Source organism: Enterococcus sp. AZ171 (genome assembly GCF_051714005.1).
Taxonomy (GTDB): Bacteria; Bacillota; Bacilli; order Lactobacillales; family Enterococcaceae; genus Enterococcus_B; species Enterococcus_B pernyi.
In genome coordinates, this window is record NZ_JBIORA010000001.1 from 977812 (window position 1) to 999000 (window position 21189).

Here is a 21189-nt window from a genome sequence, read left to right on the forward strand (position 1 = left end):
GAAAACCAAAGGATGACCACTTTCGAAACCTTTGTTGAAACAGAGGCGGTCGTACCGTTATCACGCTTGAGGAATACGCATGTCGTATTTAAAATTAGGTGGAACCACGAATTTTTCGTCCTAGTATCTGTACAGATACTAGGACTTTTTTTATTGGTGGCGAAGCTAAAAACGGAAATTTAAAGGAGGAACCCTTATGATAAAAATGACATTTCCTGATGGTGCAGTCAAAGAGTTTGCGCCAGGGATCACCACTGCAGAAATTGCAGAAAGTATTTCTAAAAGTTTAGCCAAAAAAGCCTTAGCTGGAAAAGTGAATGGTGAACTGATCGACTTGAACCGCGGGATCGAAGAGGATGGCTCAATCGAGATTGTGACACCTGATCATGAAGACGCACTTGCTTTGATTCGTCATTCAAGTGCTCATTTGATGGCACAAGCCATGCGCCGTTTATATCCAAATATCCACTTTGGTGTAGGACCAGCAATCGATTCAGGATTTTACTACGATACTGATAACGGTGAGAGCCAAGTCAGTGCCGAAGACCTACCAGCGATCGAAGCGGAAATGATGGCGATCGTCAAAGAAAATTTGCCGATCGAACGTCGTGTGTTATCAAAACAAGAAGCATTAGAAATCTTTGCAAGTGACCCTTACAAAGTGGAACTGATCAGCGAATTACCAGAAGACGAAGTCATCACTGCCTACCAACAAGGAGAATTCATCGATTTATGCCGTGGGCCACATGTCCCATCAACTGGTCGTATCCAAGTCTTCAAATTATTATCTGTGGCAGGAGCTTACTGGCGTGGAAATTCAAATAACCAAATGATGCAACGTGTTTATGGAACAGCATTTTTTGATAAAAAAGCGTTAAAAGCGTTTATCCAAATGCGTGAAGAAGCAAAAGAAAGAGACCATCGCAAACTAGGAAAAGAGCTAGAATTATTCATGGTAGCTCCTGAAGTTGGCTCTGGTTTACCTTTCTGGTTACCAAAAGGTGCAACAATCCGTCGTACGATCGAACGATACATCGTAGACAAAGAAATCAGCTTAGGCTATCAACATGTGTATACACCGATCATGGGGGACGTAGAGTTATACAAAACTTCAGGTCACTGGGATCATTACCAAGAAGATATGTTCCCACCAATGGATATGGGAGATGGCGAGATGCTCGTGCTACGCCCAATGAACTGCCCACATCATATGATGGTCTACAAAAATACAATCCATTCTTACCGTGAGTTACCGATCCGTATCGCTGAACTTGGTATGATGCACCGTTATGAAAAATCAGGTGCGTTGTCTGGATTACAACGTGTACGTGAAATGACATTGAATGACGGACACACATTCGTTCGTCCTGATCAGATCAAAGATGAATTCAAACGTACGTTGGAGTTGATGGTCGCAGTTTACGCTGATTTCAATATTACAGACTATCGCTTCCGTTTAAGTTACCGTGATCCAAACAACACAGACAAATATTTTGACGATGATGCCATGTGGGAAAAAGCACAGATCATGTTAAAAGCTGCGATGGATGAAATGGAACTTGACTATTTCGAAGCGGAAGGAGAAGCAGCCTTCTATGGACCAAAATTAGATGTCCAAGTTAAAACAGCATTGGGAACAGAAGAAACATTATCAACGATCCAATTAGACTTCTTATTACCAGAACGCTTTGATTTAACTTATGTAGGAGAAGATGGCGAAAATAATCATCGCCCAGTCGTTATCCACCGAGGCATCGTTTCAACAATGGAACGCTTTGTGGCATACTTGACAGAAGTATACAAAGGCGCATTCCCAACTTGGTTGGCACCGATCCAAGCAACGATCATCCCAGTTTCAGTTGATGCTCATTCAGATTACGCTTATGAAATCAAAGAACGTCTACAAATGAAAGGCTTGCGTGTAGAAGTCGACGATCGCAATGAAAAAATGGGTTATAAGATCCGTGCCTCACAAACGCAAAAAATCCCATACCAAATCGTAGTTGGGGATAAAGAAGTGGCAGATGCAACAGTCAATATCCGCCGATATGGTAGTAAAGAAACTGCTGTAGAGGACTTGAATATCTTTGTCGATGCAATGGCAGAAGAGGTTCATAATTACAGCCGTTAAGACGAGTTAACAAGAGAACCAACGCCTAATTTAATAAAAACAGGAAGGACAACAAAGAATTGTTCCTTCCTGTTTTTTTATGGGGCACTCATTACACACGTCAAAACGCTAGATCGTGCTAAAATAAATGTATTAGATAAATAAGGGGGAACGTAGAGAATGTATCAACCGATCCAACCTCATCATCTGTTTCATCAAGCATATGAAGAAAAAATACATTATAAAGAAACGGTTCTCCCAGTCTTAGCAGATGTCTTGGTGTGTATGTGGGAGTCTATTTCATTTGACTTTAGCGGTACGGTCACCGACGTGATCATCGCCGACGGTTGCATTGATTTGATTGTCAATGTTTTGGAGCAATCTGTTTTCTATACTGGTTCAAGTAAAACGGACTTCAACTTTCTCTCAAGGTTTCCCGAACACTATATTGGTTTTCGCTTAAAGCCAGGTGCTTTTTCTGCTTTAACTGGTCGAGAGGCAACAGCAGCGATGGATCAAGTGTTGTTCATTGAAGAAGTAGATGTTGGGTTTGATACAACCCATCTTTTTGCGCTCACGATTGAAGAAATGAAAGAATCGCTGATCAGCGATTTATCCGGATTAGCCAAATGTATCTCTTCGACGGAATACATTCAGTTATTTGAAAAACTATATATAAAAAAATTAGCTTCCCCACAAGCATTATACGAATATACGAGACTTAGTCCAAGGCATGTCCAACGGCTATTCAAAAAGCATTACGGTCTCACCCCACAATTGGCTCTATCGACCATAAAATTTCATCATAGTTTGACCATTTTATTAAAACAACCTGCCGATCGAAGGGAGCTTGTTGGAAATTATTATGACCAGTCCCATTTTATCAATGAGTTCAAAAAAATATTGGCCTCACACCCATTGAGTTTGTTAAGTTGAGTGAGCAGCGAAAAATGTCGCTTCTATCCAATACGTTACTAACCTAAGTTGCTACAATAAAACTAACTTAAAAAAGGAGTGGTCGATAGATGAACTTTAATCAGGCAAAAATTGGATTGTTGATTCAAAAAGATTATGGGGAATGTTATGATTTTTACACAAAAAAATTAGGATTGGTTCCTACATGGGGAAATCGAAAAGGTCCGTATACGTCATTTGCTATGGCAAAAGGAGAACCTAACTGTTTTGATATGACGTCAGCAAAAGAAATGTCTTTGGTCAAAGGGTATATACAGTCTGCTAAAAATGGAATATCTGATACAGTGGTGATCATATTACCTACGAAGGATATCCAAAAGGACTATGCGAAGTTAACCGCAAATGGTGTCACTTTTTTAGGTGACCCTCAGAAAATAGAGGCTTGGGGAGGATTTGCCAGTGCCTACTTTAGAGACCCAGAAGGCAATTTGTTTGAACTGAATGATGGGTATTAGTTTCTTTTTGGATGTTGCTTTTTTCTTTTTTTTGTTTTTAATAGCTGATTCTGTGAAACTCCATAAATGATAAGTCAAAAGAAACCAAGATAAGGGTGTGACATGTTGCCACTTATACCTTGGCTTCTTTTTTAGCGATTGATTTTTAGGAATAACAGTAATCGGTTGAGCAGGCAGAGAACAAAGGATATTCTCTATTTTCTTGTTTAGTATGAGAATTGTTTGCCTTTGAGTATGATATAATGACATAGACATTTAGAAAAAGGGATGTGTATGAGATGAGCGTAGTGAGTCGCATTGAAAGTATGATGAATGACTATTCTTCTGCCGAAAGAAAACTAGCAGATTATATCGTAACACATGTAGAAAAAATACCAACGATGACAGCCAATGAGTTAGCAGAAGCGGCGGGCCTGAGCGCTCCCACAGTTGTTCGTTTCTCCAAAAAACTTGGCTTTCAAAGTTTAACGGATTTTAAAATCACTATTTCCACCGAATTACAAGCAGGTATCGTGGAAGGATTCAGCGATATTGAACCAAATGAATCATTTTATTCAATCAAACATAAATTAGGGAATAATGCGCAAGTAGCGATCAAAGAAACCGTGGATATTTTAGAAGAGGAGATGATCCAACGTGTCGTTGAGCGTCTGGAAGAAGCACAAACAGTTTATCTATATGGTGTGGGCGCATCTTCTTTAGTCGTTGAGGATATCCTCCAAAAATGGTCTCGTGTAGGAAAACCAATCATTTTTGAAAAAGACATCCACGTCTTATTGCCACAATTAGTGAGTAATGAAACAAAAAAAGTGCTATGGCTTGTCTCTAACTCAGGAAACAGCAAAGAAGTGGTGATGATCGGACAGTTAGCCAAAGAAATGGGAATCGATATTATCGCATTGACTCAATTTGGAAATAACCGATTAAGTAAATTGGCCGATGTCGTTGTCCAGACATCAAGACCAAAAGAAATCACGAACCGAAGTGCAGCAACTAACTCATTATTGGCTCAATTTGCAACGATTGATATCATTTTTTATCTTTATATGGCAAAGAATGAAAAATTAACCGAGAAAGTCACTCAAACCAAAGAAGTGATCAAAAATTATGTCAAACAAAAATGAAATAACAGATGATAGTTTTCCACAATGTCATATTTGTTTCCATTGTTTCACAGTAAAAGAAAACTTTATTTTCAAAAATAACCATATTTTTTAAAGTTTTTTAGAATCCATTTGTGTGACACATTACTTGTTTGTGAAACAAACTAGTCTTTTTTGGGTCGAGAATTAAAGAATTTCTTGCGGATCAGGATTTTACTTTTTAATTTTGTTTTTTTTAGGTACAATGGAGCCTATAAGTAGGCGAAAAAGAAGGAATGATGAAAAGTTTTATGAAAAAAAATACAAATAATTCTTGGTTAGATCGAATAAAAAAAGGAACACAAGAACCAAAAAATAAAACGTTTCGACGGTCACATGTTCCCTTTCGTTTAAATTTCCTTTTTTTCATTATATTTACGTTGTTCGTGTCATTGATTGCTCGATTAGGTTATTTGCAGATCGTAAACAGTGAGGAACTAGAAGCAAAAGTCAAATCATCTTCGTCTCTAACGGTACAAGTAAGTTCACCCCGAGGCATGATCTACGATGCCACCGGGAAAGCTTTGGTGACAAACCAAGCCAACCAAGCAATCACATTCACGAGAGGCAGAAATATGACAGCGGAGGATTTGCTGAAAACAGCAAATACCTTGACACAGTTGATCGATATGCCAGTGGATGAAAATTTGACTACACGTGATAAGAAGGATTTTTGGTTAGCAGATCCCGATCATTTGAAAGCTGCGACTGAACGCCTATCGGCAAAAGAAAAAAGCTTGAGTACGAGTGAGCAATACCAAGCAACTGTAGATAAAGTGACAGATGAGGAAATCAATTTCAATGAGGAACAATTGAAAGCAGCAACGATTTTTAAACGAATGAATAATGCGTATGAATTGAATACAGTTTTCATCAAAAATTCTGGTGTTACAGATCAAGAATTGGCGATCGTGGCAGAACATGCATCAGACCTGCCAGGTGTTTCAACAGGAACTGACTGGGTACGCCAGTATAATGCGGCGGATTCCATAAAGAGTATTCTAGGAAGCGTAACATCAGAAAAACAAGGCTTACCTGCCGATCAAGTGGAAGAATTCTTGGCAAAAGGCTACTCACGTAATGACCGAGTAGGCCAAAGCTATTTAGAAAAACAATATGAAGATGTCTTGCAAGGCACAAAGACACAATATGAAATCACTTTAGATAACAATGGAAATGTCATTCAACAAAAAGAATTGTATGCAGGAGAAAAAGGATCGAATTTGATGTTATCGATCAATGCAGAGTTCCAAGCGAAGGTCGAAGAGATTCTTAGAAACAATTATCAAAAATTAGTCGATAATGGAAAAGCCCAATACTCACCAGGTGCGTATGTAGTCGCGATGAATCCTCAAACAGGTGAAGTATTAGCGATGACGGGTTTCAGCCATGAGCAAGGCTCAAAAGAGTTGACTGAAAATGCCCTTGGTACGATCACGAATGCCTTTGTTCCAGGATCTGTTGTAAAGGCAGGTACGTTAGCCGCCGGTTGGCAAAGTGGCGTGATCAGCGGTAATCAAGTATTAGTAGATGAACCGATTCGATTACAAGGCTCTTCAGAAAAAAGCTCCGTCTTCAATCGTACTGGATCTGTACCTTTGGATGTGGTCCAAGCGTTAGAGCTTTCATCAAATACCTATATGATCAAAGTAGCGTTGAAGATGCTAGGGTTAGAGTACGTACCAAATATGGGCTTACCTAGTCTAAGTGAAGAGGCACAAGCGTATGAACAATTGCGTGACGGCTTTAAACAATTTGGACTTGGAACAGTCACAGGGATCGATTTACCAAATGAGTCTGCGGGGATCTCACACTCTGTTGAATACATGAAGAAATTCAATGCAGACAACGGACAAGACTGGTTCACACCAGGAAACTTTACTGACTTGGCATTTGGCCAGTTCGATACGTATACCCCGATCCAGTTAGCGCAATATGCAGCAACAGTAGCAAACGGTGGGAAAAGAATCCAACCACGCATTGTCAAAGGCATTTACGGGAACGACGAGAATGGTAACTTAGGTGAAGTGAAAAAAGAGATGGAACCAGTTGTCGAAAATACAGTAGACGTGTCTCCTGAAGAGATGGCCCTTTTACGTGAAGGATTCCATCAAGTAGTCCATGGAACAAATAACTACACGACTGCTCGATCATTAGCAGATGCAAAAATGGATCTTTCTGCTAAAACAGGGACAGCCGAAACAGTCGCTGAAGGTCATCCCGATATCGTAACAGTCAATAGTAATATTGTGGCTTACGGACCAACAGAAAACCCTGAGATTGCGGTAAGTGTTGTCTTACCAAACCTGCTAGATGAAAAAGACCATATGAATTCGGTCATAGCCAAAGAAATCATGAATGCTTATTACGATATGTTCATGGCAAACAGATAACAGAGGTCAGAGCCGAAGTATTTAGCCTCAAGAAATAAGGCGCCATCCACGAAGATTTTGTGGATGGCGCCTTATTTTCGAAGAGCTTACTTCTGATCCCTCTGTTTATTTGGTTTTAAGTGGTGCGAGAGGACGAATGCCCCAGACGGATTTTTTATAATGAAAGTAATTTTTCAAGGTAATTCGCCAAACCGTCTTCTTCATTTGTTTGTTCAGTGACATCGTTGGCTACGCCTTTTAGTTGCTCAGTCCCATTAGCCATTGCCACACCCCAGCCCGCATATTCAAGAAGTTCTAAGTCATTGTGTTCATCACCAAAAGCAATCACATCTTTTTGTTCGATCGATAGATAATTCGCTACTTGATGGATTCCTTTCGCTTTTTCGATCCCTTTTGAAACAATCTCTAGTATCGCCATTGGTCCACCCCAAGTCCTTACATCGACATGCTTCCCAAATTGACGTGTTAGTTCGGCAGAAACTTGTTCAGCATATTGTTTTTCTGTACGTACCAATAAGGACGTAGGGTTAGTTGTTAGATTTCGTGGAGACAGTAGGTTTTCTGGTTTAGGATTTGGTGAAGCAAAGAATTTTGCGTCAAAAAAATCAAAAGTATCGATAAAGAAAGTGTCGCGATTCTCCGCAGCAATAAAATCTAGATTCAATTGATTTTTTTGCGCTAAGATCTCAAAAACAATCTCTTTATTGATCAATGTTTCTTGTTCTCCAGCCCATTGTTGGTTTGGGATATGCACAAGCGCACCGTTAAAGTTGACCATCGGTGTTGTCAATTCTAACTGTTGATAATATTGATAACTCATTCGATAAGGACGTCCGGTTGCAATACTGACATGATGGCCAGCATCAATGGCTTTTCTCAATGTCTCTTGGGTTTTAGAAGTAATGATCGACTCAGGATTCAACGTTGTTCCATCCAAGTCGATCGCAATCAATTTTTTGTTCAATGCTGTCATTCCTTTCAAACAACGATTTGTTTCAGTCTAGCATATTTCAATGAATAAACAAGGTACAGATCTTTCTGAAAAATAAATGCTTTAAAGCAAAAATAGAAAAGAATCAAACCAAATTTAGCTAAACACGAACATTAAAATATAAAAATGACATTTCATAAAGTTTTGTGTTGAAAAACGAATGAAATGTCTATATAATCTATAAATGTTCGACGGAAAATTATATTTGGATTTATTTTTACATATTATATAGTCCGTTAGAAAAAATCAGGGAGTGGAAATTTTTATGGAAAAGTTTTTCCAACTAAAGAAAAATAATACAAATGTACCAACAGAAATAATGGCTGGTGTAACAACGTTTTTTGCCATGAGTTATATATTATTTGTTAATCCGACGATCTTGTCAGCTGCTGGCATGCCATTTCAGGCAGTCTTTTTAGCGACGATCATTGCTTCGATCATCGGTACTTTAGTTATGGGATTATTTGCTAATGTGCCTTATGCACAAGCCCCAGGAATGGGTTTGAATGCTTTCTTCACATTTACAGTTGTTTTTGGGTTAGGTTATTCTTGGCAAGAAGCATTAGCCATGGTCTTTATTTGTGGGTTGATTAATGTATTTATTACAGTAACAAATATTCGGAAAATGATCATCCATGCTATTCCTGAGAGTTTACAACATGCAATCGGCGGTGGTATTGGGATTTTTGTTGCATACGTTGGGATCAAAAATGCTGGATTTTTGTCTTTCTCTGCAGATCAATCAGCGATAACTAGTTCTGTGTTTGATAATGGTCAAGTGACGAATGTGACGATCAACGGTGGCATCGTTCCAGAACTTGCAAACTTTAATAATGCGCCGATCCTACTAGCTGTCATTGGATTAGTTTTGACATCGATCTTAGTTGTTAAAAATGTTCGTGGTGCAATCTTGATCGGTATCGTAGTAACAACGATCATCGGGATCTTGATGGGTGTTGTTGATCTAGGAACGATCGATTGGGAACAAAATTCTTTAGGCAATTCAATCAATGAACTAGGCACGACGTTTGGTGCAGCATTTGGTGCGGAAGGGATGCAATCTTTATTCAGCGATAGCTCTAAGATCCCACAAGTCCTGATGACGATCATTGCCTTTAGTTTATCCGATACATTTGATACGATCGGTACGTTCATCGGTACTGGACGGCGTACAGGTATTTTCTCTAAAGAAGATGAGGAAGCTTTGGAAGATGGACGAGGATTCAAAACTAAAATGGATAAAGCGTTGTTCGCTGACGCAATCGCAACATCGATCGGTGCGATTTTCGGAACATCGAATACAACGACTTATGTCGAATCAGCAGCTGGTATTGGCGCTGGTGGTCGTACAGGTTTGACTTCAGTTGTCGTAGCCGCATTATTTGCTTTAAGTAGCTTATTTTCTCCACTGATCGCTATTGTACCGGCACAAGCAACTGCACCAGCATTGATCTTAGTTGGTGTGATGATGATGGCTTCGTTTGCTGATATCAATTGGTTAGATATGGAAGAAGCATTACCTGCCTTTTTTGCTTCGATCTTCATGGGATTAGCTTACAGCATCTCTTACGGAATCGCTGCTGGTTTTATCTTCTACACGATCATGAAAGTGATCAAAGGTAAAACAAACGAGATTTCAATTGCTTTATGGGTTGTTGATATTTTATTCATTCTCAACTTCGTCATTTTAGCAATCATTTAAAAGACATTTTTAATAGGAGTGAAGAGTAGGCTAACTCTTTGCTCCTATTTTATTTGGTCTATGTCCTCTTTGACAAAAATGAATGATACTGGCACATACGTTGCACACACGTACAAAAATAGGTATGATAATAGAGACGAAAGAAGGGTGATAGATGAAGGTTCAATGGAGAAAAAATTTATTCGTAGCTTGGATAGGCTGCTTTTTTACTGGTTCAAGTATCAGTTTAGTCATGCCGTTCATTCCAGTTTACGTCGAACAACTAGGTACACCTAAGGATCAAATTGAATTATTTTCAGGATTAGCGATTTCAGTAACAGCCTTTGCTGCGGCGATCGTTGCGCCTATTTGGGGAAATCTAGCTGATCGAAAAGGACGGAAAATGATGATGATCCGGGCAGCAGCAGGTATGACGATCACTATGGGATCACTAGCTTTTGTCCCAAATGCTTATTGGCTTTTAGTCATGCGTTTCTTTAATGGGATTTTATCTGGATACATACCTAATGCGACAGCGATGATTGCTTCACAAGCGCCTAAAGAAAAAAGTGGTTGGGCGTTAGGCACGCTTTCTACTGGGGCAGTGGCAGGGACGCTGATTGGTCCGTCAATGGGAGGCGCTTTGGCGCAATGGTTCGGAATGGAAAATGTTTTTTTGATTACTGGAGGGTTATTACTGATCACCACGATCTTAACGATTTTCATGGTAAAAGAAGATTTCCAACCGGTAGAGAAAAAAGATATGATCAGTACCAAAGAAGTTTTTGCTAAAATGGATCACTTTTCTGTGTTAGTCGGTTTATTTGTTACTACTCTGATCTTACAGTTAGGGATCACCACGATCAGTCCAATCTTGACATTGTACATTCGGGAATTGAGTGGTGACACATCAAATATCTTATTTGTTAGTGGATTGATTGTTTCAGTATCAGGTGTTTCAGCAGTATTTTCTTCTCCAAGACTGGGGAAATTAGGGGATAAGATCGGAAATCAGAAGGTGCTGTTAGCAGGTTTGGTACTTTCGTTTTGTTGTTACTTACCAATGGCATTTGTGACTACGCCCTTACAATTAGGGATCTTACGTTTTATATTAGGTTTTTCGACAGGTGCGTTGATGCCATCGATCAATACATTGATCAGCAAGATCACACCAGAAGAAGGTGTCAGTCGAGTATACAGCTATAACCAAATGTTTACGAACTTTGGTCAAGTACTAGGACCGATGTTAGGTTCGACAGTCGCTCATGCGTACAATTATAGTACAGTGTTTATTGTGACTAGTCTCTTTGTTCTGACGAATATTCTTTTATCACTATTTAATTTTAGAAAAGTACTTCATCAAAAACTATGATCAAGAAAAAAACAGATTGGAGTATTTCTCCAATCTGTTCGGCTTTTATGAATGTGAAGCGGACGAAGTTTCTTTTTTAGGTGTTGCAACAGCGCTGATCAAAATGACGATCAATCCTGCAACCAATGAAATAATAGTCGTCATGGTAAAATCATATGGGCTACTAGACAATGCACCACCGATATAGCCAACCACTTGACCTAAAATGACTGCCCAAAATAATGTGACGATATATCGCATATCAAACACCTCTTTTCTAAGTTCAGTTTACCAGATTTTTTTTGAATGTAAAGGGAGAAACAGGCATTCAACGTCAGTGGATAGTATAAAAAGTATAGATCGTTCATCGGATGGGAAAAGCATGATGAAAGACGAATACACGTAACCAGTCATACAAGATAACGAGCTGATGTTACGAATATTCCCCTAAAAAGAAAGTGAATGGAAAAGGTGGTATGTAAAAATGTTTCTTCCACAACTTTATACGATCACCTCGTATTCTTTGTTGCAAAGTACGATTCGCATAAACGAATACGTTCGAGAAGCAAAGAAACTAGGCTATCAGACATTAGCGATCACAGATAAGGATGTGCTATCTGGGGCAGCGGAATTTTACCGCATCTGTATGAGTGAAAAAATACAACCAATTATTGGACTGAACTTGACCTACCAGTTTCAAGAACGTCATTATGAGTTACTACTCTACGCAAAAGATAGGATCGGCTACCAACAATTGATCAAGCTCTCAAGCAAGAAAATGATCCGAGAAAAAATCGAGCTTCACGAGATCGATGAACTCGATCATTTGCTTGTCGTTTTACCAACCAAAAAATCGATTGCTGATGACTACGGTGTGTCAGCATTATTTGATAGCCATTGGCAAAGTTTGCAAGAAAAAATAGCATCTTCTCATCTTTATGTAGGTGTCACAGAAGAAACGCCTCTAGAAGCTCCAGAATGGCTAGCTTATTTACGAGCAAATCAATTTCAACTTTGTGCAGTACATCCGATTGCTAGTTTGCACCAAGAGGAACTTTTTTCTTTGGAAACAATGAAACATCTGCGTGAAGGAACGCAACTCTCTTTTGATGAAGTGCGACAAACGACTCGTGATTCAGCCACAGGTTTTTTACTTCCCGAAGCAGAATTACGACAAAGATTCATAAACGCAGGATTGGAAGAAGCGTTGAACAATGCGCAGCAATTAGCTAAAATAGTAACTTTTGAATTTCAGTTCCATCAGAAATTACTACCACATTATCCGGTACCAGAAAATCGAAGTGCAGGAGAGTATTTACAGGAACTTTGTCAGAAGCAATTAGGTAAGCGTGTAGAAAAGATCACTGCAGCTTATCAAGAGCGCTTAGATTATGAACTGTCAGTGATCCACCAGATGGGATTTGATGATTATTTCTTGATCGTTTGGGATGTCATGGCTTTTGCTCATAAAAACAACATCGTTACTGGTGCTGGTCGTGGTTCAGCTGCGGGGTCATTAGTCGCCTATGTGTTGGAGATCACAGATGTAGATCCATTGGAGTACGACTTGCTATTTGAACGTTTTTTGAATCCAGAACGATACACGATGCCAGATATCGATCTAGACATTCCTGATAATCGCAGAGAAGAAGTGCTGATTTATGTTCGTGAGAAATATGGTCAATACCATATGGCACAAATCGCCACGTTTGGGACCATGGCAGCTAAAATGGTACTAAGAGACGTGGCACGTGTCTTTGGCCTTTCACAAAGCGAAGCAAATCGTTGGTCTAAAGCGATTCCTAATCAATTGAAAATGACGTTGAATGAGGCTTATCGAACTTCTAACAAGCTGGTTGAATTAGTACAAGCGAGTGAAAAAAATCAATTGTTGTTCCATACTGCAAAAATACTTGAAGGTTTGCCAAGACACGTTTCTACTCATGCAGCTGGTGTCGTTTTAAGTGATAAGAATCTACTAGAGTTAGTTCCTTTACAAAAAGGATCAGATGAAGCATATTTGACTCAGTATACAATGAATGATGTCGAAGCTATTGGGTTGTTAAAAATGGATTTTCTTGGATTAAGAAATCTGTCTATTATCGATTACACAGTGAAAGCAATCAAACGTGTCGAAAACAAAGATATCGAACTAAAAGAAATACCATTAGATGATCCTAAAACTTTACAGCTTTTCCAACGTGGCGAAACAACAGGGGTCTTTCAATTCGAATCTGCCGGGATTCGGAATGTCTTGCGAAGATTAGGACCAGAAAACATTGAAGATATTGCCGCTGTCAACGCCTTGTATCGTCCTGGACCAATGCAAAATATCGATACATTTATCGCTCGTAAGAAAGGGAAGGAAAGAATCCATTATCCCGACGATTCACTACAACCGATGTTGAAAAATACGTATGGCGTCATTGTGTATCAGGAACAAATTATGCAGATTGCTTCAACCATGGCTGGATTTTCTCTTGGACAAGCGGATATTTTGAGGCGAGCAATCAGTAAAAAGAAAAAAGACGTGATTGATCAAGAAAGAGATCATTTTGTTCAAGGTGCCAACCAACAAGGGTACAGTAAGGAAAAGGCCAATGAAGTGTACGAATATATCGAACGCTTTGCTAACTATGGGTTCAATCGTTCCCACGCGTTTGCTTACTCCTTTGTTGGCTTTCAAATGGCCTATCTCAAAGTTCATCACCCTGGTGCATTTTTTATGAGTTTGATGAATTCCGTCCGTCACAACACGGCAAAGTTAAAAGAGTATATTGCTGAGGCAAAAAAGTATAAAATAAAGCTGACCCCTCCATCCATTAATCAAAGTTTTTATGGTTTTGAGCTGACGGATAAAGGAACCATTCGTTTTGGATTGACAGCAATCAAAGGTGTTCGTCGAGATTTTGTTGAGGAGATCATTCGTGAACGAAAAGAAAATGGGCCATTCCGTTCGGTTGATCAGTTTCTGATTCGTATCAATAAACGTTGGCTCAAATTGGAGTTGCTACAAACGTTAGTTGCATCAGGTGTTTTTGATGAATTAGTAGGAAATCGCAGACAGTTGATGTTGGATCTGGAAGGTAAGATCCAAAACATCTTATATAGTGGTGGTAGTTTAGACCTTTTAGATATCATGGCTTTAAAAGAGGAAGAAGTCGCAGATTATAGCCTCGAAGAGAAGCTTCAATTAGAAGAAGAGCATTTAGGTGTCTATTTATCTGGTCATCCGACAGAAGGGTATGAGCGACTTAAATTAGCAAAAAAAGTCCATTTAGTCACAGAAATCGTCCCTAAACAAGCTACAAATGTTTTAGTGATGGTCAAAGAGGTAAGAGAGATCCGTACGAAAAAAGGAGCGTTGATGGCTTTTGTCAGCGGAACAGATAGTAGTGGAGAAATAGCTATTACCGTTTTTCCAGAGCTGTACCGACAAGCGCGTCCATTATTCAAAGAAAATCAAGTGATTTTCGTGCAAGGACGTTCAGAAATCAGTAAATACAATCAAGAATTGCAGCTGATTGCAGAAGTAGTCGCTGATCCTGAAGAATTGCAACAGCAGTATCCAGAACAAATGTGTTATTTGAGAATCAGAGAAGAGGCAGATCAACCAGATACGATGAAACAACTGCAAGAATTGTTCAAAAAATTCCCAGGATATATTCCTGTTGTGATGTATCATGAAAAAGACCAACGAAAAGTTGTGTTATCTGAAGCCTTTTGGCTCGATGGTTCAGACAGTCTCAAGAAGCAATTAGCTTACCTTTTAAAAGAAGAAAATGTTGTTTTCAAATAACTTACGGTAAAAGATACTATTTGCTTTCATTTTTTTTCATTTTTTTATCAGGAAATCAAGACAAGTGAGCAAAATAATGTTAGAATGTTAGTCGTGGTTAATACAAAGAAGGTTATAAACCTAAGTCTTGCTTAGGATAAAGTAATTTAATGAGGTGAAGATGAATATGAAACGCATCGGAATTTTGACTAGTGGTGGAGATGCTCCTGGGATGAATGCAGCAGTTCGTGCAGTCGTTCGTAAAGGTATATATGAAGGATTGGAAGTTTACGGGATCAATTATGGTTTTGCTGGACTAGTTGCCGGAGATATCCGTCGATTAGATGTTGCAGATGTCGGTGATAAGATCCAACGCGGAGGTACATTCTTATACTCTGCACGTTATCCTGAATTTGCAACAGAAGAAGGACAATTAAAAGGAATCGAACAATTGAAAAAATTCGGTATCGAAGGTCTTGTTGTGATCGGTGGCGATGGTTCTTACCATGGCGCGATGGCTTTGACTAAACGTGGTTTCCCAGCAGTGGGTGTACCAGGTACGATCGATAACGATATTCCAGGAACTGATTTTACGATCGGTTTTGATACAGCAATCAACACAGTATTAGAATCAATCGACCGTATCCGTGATACAGCAACTTCGCACGTTCGTACATTCGTGATCGAAGTGATGGGACGTAATGCTGGAGATATCGCTTTATGGTCAGGTGTTGCTGGTGGAGCGGATGAGATCATCATTCCTGAGCATGATTTTGATATGGCAGTTGTTGCCAAAAAAATCCAAGATGGCCGCGATCGTGGCAAAAAACATTGCTTGATCATTTTGGCAGAAGGCGTAATGGGCGGAAACGAATTTGCAGAAAAATTGTCAGAATATGGCGATTATCATACACGTGTATCGATCTTAGGACACGTTGTACGTGGTGGTTCACCAACTGCACGCGACCGTGTATTAGCAAGTAAATTTGGTGCACATGCTGTTGAACTATTGCAACAAGGTAAAGGTGGTTTGTGTATCGGTATTCGCGACAACGATATCGTTGAGGCTGATATCATCGACACACTAGAAAATAACAAACACCAACCAGATTTATCATTATATGACTTGAACAACTCACTTTCTTTCTAATAAAGAAAAGTAGTCAGATAAATCAATAGATATATATGGGAGTGGGAAGCAGGTCTTCCCAATATCTAACAGATATTTAAGCTTTGAATGGCTTTAAATAAACAATTTGAATGGGAGAGTTTTGTAAAATGAAAAAAACGAAAATCGTTAGTACATTAGGACCAGCCAGTAATTCAGTAGAAACTATTTCTAAATTGATTGAATCTGGAGCAAATGTCTTCCGCTTCAACTTTTCACATGGTGACCATGAAGAACAATTATCACGTATGGTAATGGTTCGCGAAGCAGTGAAGAAAACTGGTAAAGATGTTGGCATCCTTTTAGATACAAAAGGTGCAGAAATCCGTACAACAGTTCAAGGCACAACTGAAGAAGATTTTGGCCGTGCAGGCTACATCAAATTTGAAGTTGGCGACAAAACACGCATCTCAATGGACCCTGAACATGTAGGTTCAAAAGAAAAAATCGCAGTAACTTATCCAGGTCTTTTTGAAGACGTTCATGTAGGTGGACATATCTTATTCGATGATGGTTTGATCGACATGGAAATCATTGAAAAAGATGAAGCAACGCGTGAATTAGTAGTAGAAGTGAAAAATGCAGGTATGCTGGGATCACGTAAAGGTGTTAACGCACCAGGCGTTTCAATCAGCTTACCAGGTATTACACCAAAAGATGCAGACGATATCCGCTTCGGACTAGATAACGACATCGACTTCATCGCTGCAAGTTTTGTTCGTAAAGCACAAGACGTATTAGATATTCGTGAAATTTTAGAAGAAAAAGACATGACACATGTTCAAATCTTCCCTAAAATCGAATCTCAAGAAGGTATCGACAACATTGATGAAATCATCAAAGTTTCTGATGGTATCATGATTGCTCGTGGAGACATGGGTGTTGAGATCCCTGCTGAATTAGTACCAATGGTTCAAAAACGTATCATCAAAAAATGTAACGCTGCGGGTATCCCAGTAATCACTGCAACACAAATGTTAGAATCAATGCAAGAAAACCCACGTCCAACACGTGCGGAAGCATCTGACGTTGCCAATGCAGTATTTGACGGAACAGACGCAACAATGTTATCAGGTGAATCAGCAAATGGTGACTATCCTGTTGAAGCTGTTGCAACAATGGCTCGTATCGACCAACAAGCTGAATTAGCATTAGCAGAATTAGGTTCATTCCAATTAAATGAATTTGACAAAACTGATGTAACAGAAACAATCGGTCTATCAGTGGCACGTGCTGCGAAAAACTTAGGCGTAAAAACAATCGTTGCTGCAACTGAATCTGGTTATACAGCAAAAATGATCTCTAAATACCGTCCAGATGCTGATATCTTAGCTGTCACATTTGACGAACGCACAAAACGTGGTTTGATGCTTAACTGGGGTGTATATCCAACAGTTGCAGAAAAACCAACAACAACAGACGAAATGTTTGAATTAGCTGCGAAAAAAGCAGTCGAATTAGGTTTCGCTTCAGAAGGTGACTTGATCTTGATCACTGCTGGTGTACCAGTTGGTGAACGTGGAACAACAAATGTAATGAAGATTCAAATGATTGGTTCAAAATTGCTTGAAGCACAAGGAATCGGTCAACAATCTGTTGTAGCGAACGCTGTAGTTGCTTCATCAGCAGCAGAAGCAATCAAAAAAGCAAAAGATGGTATGGTATTAGTTGTTCCTTCAACTGACAAAGAATTCATGCCTGCAATCGAAAAAGCAGCAGCAGTAGTTGTTGAAGAAGGCGGTTTGACTTCACATGCAGCAGTTGTGGGAATTGCACAAGATATTCCTGTAATCGTTGGTGCGAAAGATGCAACTTCAACGATCAAAGATGGTGAATTGATCACTGTTGACGCTCGTCGTGGTATCGTTTATCGCGGAGAAACAACAGCTATCTAATTGAAATCAAAATCAAAAAGAGTGTTGAGAGAAATCTCAGCACTCTTTTTTTGTTTTTTATTGTGTGTGAGTTGAGCAAGTCATTTTTGGGTTTTCATAAATTCATGGATGACTTCGATCACGTTTTCATGTAAAACCGTTGGTAACTGCTGTGCACGAGTGGCTAATGAAATCAAAAAACGTGGTTGAGCAGTATCTGCTAAAGGAATAGCTACGAGATTATCTTCAGGATGAATCGCGATCTCGGTGAGAAAGCCAATCCCGATATTTTCTCGGATCATGCTTTTCAAAATAGTTAAGTCATTACTCTGATAAACGATCTTAGGTACAATATGCGTTTGCTTAGAAAGCTTTGTAAACGCAGCAGGATGGACGTAGTGTTCATTTAATAAAACAAATTGATCGTTGACTAGCTCCTTAAAAGAAACGCTTGTACGATCTGCTAGAGGGTGTGAAGGGGACACAACGATCATGAAGCATTTATCCAACAATGGCTCGACTTCTAGCTTTTGATCAACGATCGGTTGCGTTGATCCAAGAATCGCAAGATCAATCCGCCCTTGATGAATCATGCCATATAGATCACGAGAACCTCCGTCGATGATATCGATTTGACCCATTAATTGATGCTTGATAAAATAGCTCGATAATTTTGGGAAATATTCATTGCCAATGATAGGTGGCATACCAAAGCGCAATTTTTTCTTTTGTAGCTGAGCAATCTCTGCCTTAGCAAGTGTAATTTCTTGTAAGACGGATTGTGCATGGATCAATAATTGCTTACCAGCAGGAGTGATAATCAATTCATGATGGGAACGATCTCTTGTAATCAGTGTGGCACCAATTTCTTTTTCTAGGCGTTGTAAGGCATAAGTAATCGTCGGTTGACTGACCTCAAAAAACTTAGCCACCTTAGTAAAGTTTTTTTGTTTGACGATTTGAACATAGTATTCAAGATCTCTTGTATTCATGAATCGATTCGCTCCCTTGACATATAAATAATGTTTATTGTAATCGATAATTTTGACTATAACAAACCTAAAAGACTACACTTAAAAAAGAAATAAGTAATCTGCTAGGCTAGTGGCACGCGAATCGTCTTTTAGATTAAAACAAAAAATAGAAGAAGCAACATGTTTGAGCAGTGCTGGCTCATATCTACAAAGAGATTGCTTCACTAAATGGTTACTGAGGAGATGGAAGAAATGGTATTTTTTCAATCAATTGAAAGTGTGATCAGTATAATCTTGATGATTGGATTAGGCTATGTACTAAAAAGCTTGGGGTGGTTTGATGAACAGTTTGGGGGAAGTATCTCTTCCTTGATCACTAAAGTAGCTTTACCCGCCTCGATTTTTGTTTCAGTTATGAAGAATTTAACTAAAAGCAGTTTGATTGAACTATCTGGAAGTTTGATATATCCGATCGCTGCAGTGATCATTTCCTACTTGATTGCTTATGTACTAACAAAATTACTCAAGATACAACCAGGTAGACGGGGGATTTTTATGAATGCAGTAGTGAATGCCAATACGATATTTATTGGCTTGCCACTCAATATTGCCCTTTTTGGCGAAGCCTCTTTACCTTACTTTTTAATTTATTATGTGACAAATACCGTATCGACCTGGGCATTTGGTGTGTTTTTGATCGCTAATGATGACCCGACAAAAGATCGAACAGAAAAGAAAACGAAGCTGAATTGGAAAAAGCTTTTGCCAGCGCCTTTATTAGGTTTTATCCTTGCGCTTTTCTTCTTGGTGTTAGAGATCCCTGTACCTGATTTTGTCAATTCAACACTAAATTATGTAGGCGGGATCGTGACGCCATTATCATTGATCTATATCGGAATTGTTTTATACGATGCAGGGTTGAAAAGTATTCGATTTGATCGGGATACGATCGTGGCTTTGATCGGTCGATTTATCTTAGCACCAGCTATATTGATTGGACTGATGGTAATAGGTAAATATGCCTTTGGTGCAGAACTAGCCCCTCTACTGAAACAAACGTTGATCGTACAGTCAGCTACACCTATGCTAGCTGTCTTACCAATCCTTGCAAATGAAGCACACGGTGATGTGAAGTATGCAACGAATCTTGTCACGACGAGTACCTTACTATTTGTGTTCGTTGTACCTATTTTAATGCAATTGATCCAATACATTTGATATCTGATCAAACGGTGATAGCTAGCGACAAAGTAAACGCAGAGCGAATAAATCTCACGTAGATGAGAAAAACGCTCTGTGTTTTTTTATGAAGTGTAAGGTGTCAAGAAAATTTCATTGACAACCGACTTTTTGCCCTGTATAATAGCTTTTGTTGCTTAGGAGTGATGAAACTATGAAATGGTCTTTATTGGAATTGAGAAAATACCAAGAGACACCGTTAACTTTTCATGAGACCCTTGACGTAAAAAAGGCTCTTATGAAGCGAGACGATTCAATTTTAGATGTTGCGCCTGTGGAAGTCGAAGGTCTAGTCTCAGTAGATAACAAAGGCTATCTCGTTCATTACACTGCGCAGACGACATTGACTGTTCCGTCCACTCGTTCATTGACACCAGTTGAATTACCAATCAAACTGTCTGTAGATGAATTGTTTATGACGATGGAGCAATACCAACGTAGAGATGTACAGTTACCTTCAGAAGAGATCCTCTTAATCGAAGGAACGCATCTAGATGTGACAGAGTCGATCGAAGACAACATTTTATTGGCGATTCCGATGCGTGTACTCACAGAAGAAGAAGAGCATTCCACTGAATTACCGAAAGGGAACGATTGGGAAGTGCTATCCGAAGAAGAGTACGAAAAACGCAAAACGGAAGAAGCTGAGACAAAAGTAGATCCTCGTCTTGCAAAACTATCAGAATTTTTTGATTCAGCATCAGAAGAAGATGATAACGCGTAAGATTGGAATATATTGTATCAAATATTGATACGAGACTTTACAAGGAGGTGTAGCAAAATGGCAGTACCAGCTAGAAGAACATCGAAAGCTAAAAAAGCAAAACGTCGTACTCATTACAAATTGACAATCAAAGGATTGAACGAATGTCCAAACTGTGGTGAAATGAAAAAAAGCCATCACGTATGTGCAAGTTGTGGTTACTACGATGGTAAGGACGTAATGTCTAAAGAAGCTTAATACATTTTATTTAGAAAATGTAAAACCTCAAGGCTAACCATGGAGCCTTGAGGTTTATTTTTTTGATTCTGAAATAACAATTGTATTCGGAATGATA

At 39.1% G+C, this 21189-nt stretch carries 16 protein-coding genes; 13 read left to right on the plus strand and 3 right to left on the minus strand.

Annotated elements, in window-relative coordinates; all coding sequences use genetic code 11:
- Positions 1-196 precede the first annotated feature (196 nt).
- From thrS to IGJ49_RS04685, 5 genes are all read left to right on the plus strand, one after another.
- Positions 197-2131 carry a threonine--tRNA ligase gene (gene thrS, locus IGJ49_RS04665; protein WP_019723795.1) on the plus strand — a complete coding sequence of 645 codons (1935 nt, stop codon included), beginning with the start codon at positions 197-199 and terminating at the stop codon, positions 2129-2131.
- A gap of 159 nt (positions 2132-2290) precedes the next feature.
- Positions 2291-3046 carry an AraC family transcriptional regulator gene (locus IGJ49_RS04670; RefSeq protein WP_349520022.1) on the plus strand — a complete coding sequence of 252 codons (756 nt, stop codon included), beginning with the start codon at positions 2291-2293 and terminating at the stop codon, positions 3044-3046.
- Between the two features lie 89 nt (positions 3047-3135).
- The gene (locus IGJ49_RS04675) at positions 3136-3540 is read left to right on the plus strand and encodes a VOC family protein (RefSeq protein ID WP_349520020.1); all 405 of its coding nucleotides are present in this window, start codon (positions 3136-3138) and stop codon (positions 3538-3540) included.
- A gap of 278 nt (positions 3541-3818) precedes the next feature.
- Positions 3819-4664 carry a MurR/RpiR family transcriptional regulator gene (locus tag IGJ49_RS04680; protein ID WP_010735849.1) on the plus strand — a complete coding sequence of 282 codons (846 nt, stop codon included), beginning with the start codon at positions 3819-3821 and terminating at the stop codon, positions 4662-4664.
- Between the two features lie 254 nt (positions 4665-4918).
- Complete coding sequence (locus tag IGJ49_RS04685; protein ID WP_041684181.1) at positions 4919-7075, plus strand: peptidoglycan D,D-transpeptidase FtsI family protein; 2157 nt, start codon at positions 4919-4921, stop codon at positions 7073-7075.
- Between the two features lie 154 nt (positions 7076-7229).
- Here IGJ49_RS04685 and IGJ49_RS04690 read toward each other — a convergent pair whose 3' ends face one another.
- Positions 7230-8039, minus strand: coding sequence for a Cof-type HAD-IIB family hydrolase (locus tag IGJ49_RS04690; RefSeq protein WP_010735846.1), 810 nt, complete (start codon positions 8037-8039; stop codon positions 7230-7232).
- A 292-nt stretch (positions 8040-8331) separates the two neighbouring features.
- Between IGJ49_RS04690 and IGJ49_RS04695 the strand changes: the two genes are divergently transcribed.
- Both IGJ49_RS04695 and IGJ49_RS04700 read left to right on the plus strand, forming a co-directional pair.
- The gene (locus tag IGJ49_RS04695; RefSeq protein ID WP_010735845.1) at positions 8332-9768 is read left to right on the plus strand and encodes an NCS2 family permease; all 1437 of its coding nucleotides are present in this window, start codon (positions 8332-8334) and stop codon (positions 9766-9768) included.
- Positions 9769-9922: 154 nt separating this feature from the next.
- A complete protein-coding gene (locus tag IGJ49_RS04700; RefSeq protein ID WP_010735844.1) occupies positions 9923-11119 on the plus strand; it encodes a multidrug efflux MFS transporter in 1197 nt (398 codons plus the stop codon).
- Positions 11120-11164: 45 nt separating this feature from the next.
- Here the strand turns inward: IGJ49_RS04700 and IGJ49_RS04705 are convergent, their stop codons facing one another.
- Positions 11165-11359 (minus strand): YjzD family protein, encoded by a 195-nt coding sequence (locus IGJ49_RS04705; RefSeq protein WP_010735843.1) that lies wholly within the window; start codon positions 11357-11359, stop codon positions 11165-11167.
- A gap of 223 nt (positions 11360-11582) precedes the next feature.
- Here IGJ49_RS04705 and dnaE point away from each other — a divergent pair, with 223 nt between their 5' ends.
- From dnaE to pyk, 3 genes are all read left to right on the plus strand, one after another.
- On the plus strand, positions 11583-14897 hold the full coding sequence (dnaE, locus tag IGJ49_RS04710; protein ID WP_349520015.1) for a DNA polymerase III subunit alpha: 3315 nt from the start codon (positions 11583-11585) through the stop codon (positions 14895-14897).
- Between the two features lie 166 nt (positions 14898-15063).
- Positions 15064-16026, plus strand: coding sequence for a 6-phosphofructokinase (gene pfkA / locus IGJ49_RS04715; protein ID WP_034691339.1), 963 nt, complete (start codon positions 15064-15066; stop codon positions 16024-16026).
- A gap of 128 nt (positions 16027-16154) precedes the next feature.
- Complete coding sequence (gene pyk, locus IGJ49_RS04720) at positions 16155-17939, plus strand: pyruvate kinase (protein ID WP_010735840.1); 1785 nt, start codon at positions 16155-16157, stop codon at positions 17937-17939.
- Positions 17940-18019: 80 nt separating this feature from the next.
- On the opposite strand, the gene IGJ49_RS04725 is transcribed toward pyk, so the two are convergent.
- Positions 18020-18910 (minus strand): LysR substrate-binding domain-containing protein, encoded by an 891-nt coding sequence (locus IGJ49_RS04725; protein ID WP_019723060.1) that lies wholly within the window; start codon positions 18908-18910, stop codon positions 18020-18022.
- A gap of 234 nt (positions 18911-19144) precedes the next feature.
- Here IGJ49_RS04725 and IGJ49_RS04730 point away from each other — a divergent pair, with 234 nt between their 5' ends.
- From IGJ49_RS04730 to rpmF, 3 genes are all read left to right on the plus strand, one after another.
- The gene (locus tag IGJ49_RS04730) at positions 19145-20110 is read left to right on the plus strand and encodes an AEC family transporter (protein ID WP_019723059.1); all 966 of its coding nucleotides are present in this window, start codon (positions 19145-19147) and stop codon (positions 20108-20110) included.
- A 175-nt stretch (positions 20111-20285) separates the two neighbouring features.
- Positions 20286-20855, plus strand: coding sequence for a YceD family protein (locus IGJ49_RS04735; protein WP_010735837.1), 570 nt, complete (start codon positions 20286-20288; stop codon positions 20853-20855).
- Between the two features lie 57 nt (positions 20856-20912).
- A complete protein-coding gene (gene rpmF / locus IGJ49_RS04740) occupies positions 20913-21092 on the plus strand; it encodes a 50S ribosomal protein L32 (RefSeq protein ID WP_010735836.1) in 180 nt (59 codons plus the stop codon).
- Positions 21093-21189: the final 97 nt, after the last annotated feature.

Coding starts and splice junctions, on each gene's coding strand:
- thrS (WP_019723795.1), top strand. CDS start 197: ATGATAAAAATGACATTTCCTGATGGTGCAGTCAAAGAGTTTGCGCCA.
- IGJ49_RS04670 (WP_349520022.1), top strand. CDS start 2,291: ATGTATCAACCGATCCAACCTCATCATCTGTTTCATCAAGCATATGAA.
- IGJ49_RS04675 (WP_349520020.1), top strand. CDS start 3,136: ATGAACTTTAATCAGGCAAAAATTGGATTGTTGATTCAAAAAGATTAT.
- IGJ49_RS04680 (WP_010735849.1), top strand. CDS start 3,819: ATGAGCGTAGTGAGTCGCATTGAAAGTATGATGAATGACTATTCTTCT.
- IGJ49_RS04685 (WP_041684181.1), top strand. CDS start 4,919: ATGATGAAAAGTTTTATGAAAAAAAATACAAATAATTCTTGGTTAGAT.
- IGJ49_RS04695 (WP_010735845.1), top strand. CDS start 8,332: ATGGAAAAGTTTTTCCAACTAAAGAAAAATAATACAAATGTACCAACA.
- IGJ49_RS04700 (WP_010735844.1), top strand. CDS start 9,923: ATGAAGGTTCAATGGAGAAAAAATTTATTCGTAGCTTGGATAGGCTGC.
- IGJ49_RS04705 (WP_010735843.1), bottom strand. CDS start 11,359: ATGCGATATATCGTCACATTATTTTGGGCAGTCATTTTAGGTCAAGTG.
- dnaE (WP_349520015.1), top strand. CDS start 11,583: ATGTTTCTTCCACAACTTTATACGATCACCTCGTATTCTTTGTTGCAA.
- pfkA (WP_034691339.1), top strand. CDS start 15,064: ATGAAACGCATCGGAATTTTGACTAGTGGTGGAGATGCTCCTGGGATG.
- pyk (WP_010735840.1), top strand. CDS start 16,155: ATGAAAAAAACGAAAATCGTTAGTACATTAGGACCAGCCAGTAATTCA.
- IGJ49_RS04725 (WP_019723060.1), bottom strand. CDS start 18,910: ATGAATACAAGAGATCTTGAATACTATGTTCAAATCGTCAAACAAAAA.
- IGJ49_RS04730 (WP_019723059.1), top strand. CDS start 19,145: ATGGTATTTTTTCAATCAATTGAAAGTGTGATCAGTATAATCTTGATG.
- IGJ49_RS04735 (WP_010735837.1), top strand. CDS start 20,286: ATGAAATGGTCTTTATTGGAATTGAGAAAATACCAAGAGACACCGTTA.
- rpmF (WP_010735836.1), top strand. CDS start 20,913: ATGGCAGTACCAGCTAGAAGAACATCGAAAGCTAAAAAAGCAAAACGT.